Genomic DNA, 4,141 nt, shown 5'->3' with positions numbered 1-4,141 from the left:
GTCCCAGTCGCTGACGTGCCGGCCCAGCAGTTCCTCGCGGCTGCTGCCGAGCATGGCGGCGAAGGAGTCGCTCATGCCGATCAGCCGGCCGCTGCGGTCCAGGATGTGGATGCCGTCGCCGGCCACGCGCAGCAGCGACTGCATCCGCAGCGTCTCGGCCGCCAGCGCCAGCAGGCTGCGCCGTTCGCGCCGCCCGGTGCGGTAGACGGCGATGGTGGCGCCGGCGAACAGCAGCCAGGCCAGGCCGGCCAGCATGCCGATCTGGCGCACCTGGGCGCGCCAGGGGGCGAAGTAGCGCTCGGTGGCCAGGCCGGCGAAGACGATCATCGGCCAGCCGTCGACGGCCTGGTAGGCGGTGGTGCGCTCGATGCCGTCGAAGGTGGTGCGGGAGACGACGATGCCGCGCGTCGCGTTGCGCGCCAGCGCATCCTTCAGCGCCTGCGAGGACTGCGTGCTGCCGACGTCCGGCTGCACCGAGCTGCCCGGCGAGTGGCGCGCGATCAGCTTCATGTCGCTCATGCGCAGCGTCACCGCGTCCTCGCCCTCCACGTCGTAGCTGGAGAACAGCTCGCGGAAGTAGCCGGTCTGCACGCTGGCGTAGAGCAGGCCGGCGAAGCGGCCGTCCAGCCGCAGCGGCATCGCCAGGCCGATGACCCAGTGGCCCGAGACGCGCGACTTCACCGGGCCGATCGTCACCGAGTCGTCGCCGGCCTGCGCCTTGACCTGGAGGTAGTAGGGCCGGTCGGACACGTCCACCGGTGCGCCCGCCGGCAGCGCATTGCCCCAGCGCACGCGGCCCTCGGTGTCGGCCATGCGCAGCGCCTCGGCGCCGGGCAGCAGGCGCCGCCGCGCCTCCAGCACGCGGTTGATCTGCGCATCGTCCAGCCGGCCCTGGCCGTGCAGCGCCTGCAGTTCGTCGGCAGCCGCCCGCATCAGCGATTCGACGCGGCGCAGTTCCGAGGCGACATTGGCCTGCGCGATTGCAGCCAGGTCTTCGGCGTTGTCGCGCGCCTGGCTCTCGTAGGCTTCGTGGCTGGTGCGTGCCACCAGCCAGACCAGGCCGGCCAGCAGCGCGGCGACGGCCGCGTTGGCCATCACCATGGCGCGCATCAGGCGCCGGGGCCGAAGCCCTTGCTTGTCAAGGATCAGGGGCGTACCCAGGGGCATCGGATCTCGCTCGCTCTCTCTTCTTCTCAGTCGTTCTGGTTCTTCTTCTCGGGTGGGGCTCCCTGCCGTCCGCGCGATCCGAGCTTATCAGCCGCCGGCCGCGGAAACCCCGTGCCAGGACCGGCCGCCGACGGCAAGCTGTATCCATTGGCAAAGCGGCTCGGCGGCGCAAGAATCGCGGCCTAACGGTCAATGTCAGCGCAATGCGGGAGCAGGCGATGGGAAGCAAGTACCTGAAGGACTGGGGCGATACCTACGACAGGGCCAATGTGGTGCTCTCCAAGGACATCAACGGCACCAGCAAGACGGACCGCACCACCGGCAAGGCGCTGAAGGAGCTGATCGACGAGGCGCAGGACGTGGCGGCCTGGGTCGTCGCGCTGGGTGCGCTCGACAAGGTCAACCTGGAGCCGCCTGCGGTCGAGGTCGACAAGTTCGAGACGGCGCTGGAGAAGGTCGGCAAGGAGCGCGACAAGCTCGCCCGCTCGATCGACGGCGGCCTGAAGGCCAAGTGCTTCCTCAAGGACAAGCCGGCCACGCGCGGCCGGCGTCTTCCATCTCCAGGTTGTAGGTCGCGGCGTCGGGCACGGCCTTGACCTTCTGGATCGAGGCGGCGGTGAAGGAGGCGCTGCACCGCTTTTCGCAGCTGCACAAGAACATCGCCGCCACCTGCAAGGACGTGCTGGCGGGCAAGCTGAGCGGCTGAGCGCTGTCAGCCGGTGAATGCCGCCACGCCGCGCGGCACGTACACGCCTTCGCACTGCTCGGTGAATTCCCGCTGCATCGCGCGCGGGTTGTAGAACTGCTTGTACCAGGTGCGGGTTTTCTGGAAGGGGCCGTCGCTGGGCAGGAAGAGGCCGTTGAGGCAGGGCTGCTTGTGGGTCCAGACCTCGAAGTCCTGGGCGAAGGCGGCCAGGCTGGCGGCCTGGAACTGGCGCGCGGCGGCGATGTCGGATTCGGTCGCCACCGCGTTGCCGCCGGGTGACTTCACCATCAGCGCGTGCCAGACCTTGACCGAGCCGTCCTCCACCGGCGTGTGCGTGATCAGGATGATCGAGTCGAACATGCCGGTCATGTAGGAGACCAGCACGCCGGGGCCGTGATAGGTCGTCAGCGTGGTGAGGATGGGGCTCACGCCGTCGGCGCCGACGAGCGTGCGGTGCGGCCCGCACTGGCGCTGGATCGCCTGGTGGCCGATGAACTCGTTCTCGTACTTCTGCACGGTGGAGCCGTGGATGGGCCCGAGGTGGCTGTAGTCGGCGATGTTGTCGATCACCTCCTGCTGGTGCTGGTTCAAGAGGCCCACGTCGTCGAAGCTCCAGCGCACCCAGTCGGGCCGGTCCCACTCGGGCAGCGTCGGATGCTCCCACTGCGGCTCGCCGCCCTCGGGGTCGTGCCAGACCCAGACCGCGCCCAGGCTCTCGCGCACGGTCCAGCTCTTGACGCAGGCGGCTGCCGGGATCGGCCCCGCGTGGTACGGGATCTCATTGCACTTGCCGTCGGGGCCGAAGCGCCAGGCGTGATACGGGCAGCGCAGGTCGTCGCCCTCGATATTGCTGCCGCCGCGGTCCAGCACGACGTAGGAGGTCTTGTTGGGCGCCGCGAGGTGGGTCTTCATGTGCGGGCAGTAGGCGTCCAGCAGGACCACCTTGCCGCTGGCCTTGCCGCGGTACAGCGCGAAGTCCTTGCCGAAGAAGCGCACGGCCAGCGGCTTGTCCGCCAGCTCGCTTGACGGGGCCAGCATGAACCAGCCGCGGGGGAAGGTGTAGTCGCCGAATCGATAGTCCTTGCTGGTCGCCATGTGATTTGTCTCCTGTGCGGCGGCGATTCTTCAGGCGGGCGGCGAGGGCGTCATACCTCATTCGGACGAGGGGGTAAGTCCGGTGCGGGCACTCGTCCGTTCGGACGTGTCGGGGCCGGGGCGGCGTTCCTAGAGTTCGCCGCATGCATCAAGCCAGCCTCCCTCAGTTCCAGGATCGCGTCGTGCTCGTCACCGGCGGCACGCAGGGCGTGGGCCGCGGCATCGCCGAGGCCTTCGCGGAAGCGGGTGCACGGGTCGTCGTCTGCGGCCGCAATGCGCCTGCCGAGCCGTTGCCCGCCCGCATCGAATTCATCGCCTGCGATGTGCGCGAGGCCGAGGCGGTGCGTGCGCTGGTGGCCGCGGTCATCGAGCGCCATGGCCGGCTCGACGTGCTCGTCAACAACGCCGGCGGCGCGCCACCGGCCGAGGCCGCGACCGCCTCCCCGCGCTTCCACGACAGCATCATCCGGCTCAACCTGCTGGCGCCGCTGAACCTCGCGCAGGCGGCTAACGCCCAGATGCAGCGGCAGGCCGAAGGCGGGGTGATCCTGTTCATCGGCAGCGTCAGCGCGCTGCGGCCCTCGCCGGGCACGGCGGCCTATGGGGCGGCCAAGGCGGGCGTGCTGAGCCTGGTGGCTTCGCTGGCCGTCGAGTGGGCGCCGAAGGTGCGCGTGGTGGCAGTGAGCCCCGGCCTCGTGCGCACCGAGAAATCCCATCTGCACTACGGCGACGAGCGCGGCCTGGCGGCGGTTGGCGCCACCGTGCCCGCGGGCCGCCTGGCCGAGCCGCGCGACGTGGCCGAGGCCTGCCTGTTCATGGCCTCGGCGCGCGCGTCCTACGTCAACGGCACGCACCTGCTGGTGCATGGCGGCGGCGAGAAGCCCGCCTTCCTGGAGGCCGCTGCGTCATGACGAGGAGGAGAACCCCGATGAAGCTCAACAAGCCCCTGCTGCTTGCCGCTGCCGCATTGATCGCCGGCTGCCTCGCGTTGTCGCTCGCCATCGACGAGCCCGCCCCGGCCGTGGCCTCCGCCGACGGCATGCCGCCCCCACCGCTCAACGCCACCTGGGACCGCCTGCTGCGCGAGCTCCAGCGCAATGGCCACTAGGGCCTGTTCACACTACGGACAGGGGTCGCGTTGTGATCAAAAGGGCCGCAGACAAGGCGCAAACC

Annotated in this window: 5 protein-coding genes; 3 read left to right on the top strand and 2 right to left on the bottom strand. The window is 69.9% G+C overall.

The genetic code is table 11. From position 1 onward, the window contains the following. Positions 1 to 1,110 (bottom strand): cache domain-containing protein (locus tag B0W88_RS30145; RefSeq protein ID WP_158080971.1); only part of this gene is annotated, 1,110 nt, incomplete at its 3' end. A 275-nt stretch (positions 1,111 to 1,385) separates the two neighbouring features. On the opposite strand from B0W88_RS30145, the gene B0W88_RS30140 reads away from it, so the two are divergent. Next, complete coding sequence (locus tag B0W88_RS30140; RefSeq protein ID WP_144007074.1) at positions 1,386 to 1,763, top strand: hypothetical protein; 378 nt, start codon at positions 1,386 to 1,388, stop codon at positions 1,761 to 1,763. A 116-nt stretch (positions 1,764 to 1,879) separates the two neighbouring features. Here B0W88_RS30140 and B0W88_RS30135 read toward each other — a convergent pair whose 3' ends face one another. Further along, complete coding sequence (locus tag B0W88_RS30135; protein WP_077038199.1) at positions 1,880 to 2,968, bottom strand: Rieske 2Fe-2S domain-containing protein; 1,089 nt, start codon at positions 2,966 to 2,968, stop codon at positions 1,880 to 1,882. A gap of 143 nt (positions 2,969 to 3,111) precedes the next feature. Between B0W88_RS30135 and B0W88_RS30130 the strand changes: the two genes are divergently transcribed. Both B0W88_RS30130 and B0W88_RS30125 read left to right on the top strand, forming a co-directional pair. Further along, entirely contained in the window at positions 3,112 to 3,879 is a 768-nt protein-coding gene (locus B0W88_RS30130) for an SDR family oxidoreductase (protein ID WP_077038198.1), read from the top strand. 17 nt (positions 3,880 to 3,896) lie between these two features. Further along, a complete protein-coding gene (locus B0W88_RS30125) occupies positions 3,897 to 4,076 on the top strand; it encodes a hypothetical protein (RefSeq protein WP_077038197.1) in 180 nt (59 codons plus the stop codon). Positions 4,077 to 4,141 lie beyond the last annotated feature (65 nt).

It is taken from the genome of Pelomonas sp. KK5 (assembly GCF_001984095.1).
GTDB lineage: Bacteria > Pseudomonadota > Gammaproteobacteria > Burkholderiales > Burkholderiaceae_C > KK5.
Note: the sequence above shows the minus strand (reverse complement) of the source record. Positions and strands in the feature narration are given on the sequence as shown.

Excerpts from the sequence above, each read along its gene's own strand:
- B0W88_RS30140 (WP_144007074.1), top strand. The coding sequence starts at position 1,386 with ATGGGAAGCAAGTACCTGAAGGACTGGGGCGATACCTACGACAGGGCC.
- B0W88_RS30135 (WP_077038199.1), bottom strand. The coding sequence starts at position 2,968 with ATGGCGACCAGCAAGGACTATCGATTCGGCGACTACACCTTCCCCCGC.
- B0W88_RS30130 (WP_077038198.1), top strand. The coding sequence starts at position 3,112 with ATGCATCAAGCCAGCCTCCCTCAGTTCCAGGATCGCGTCGTGCTCGTC.
- B0W88_RS30125 (WP_077038197.1), top strand. The coding sequence starts at position 3,897 with ATGAAGCTCAACAAGCCCCTGCTGCTTGCCGCTGCCGCATTGATCGCC.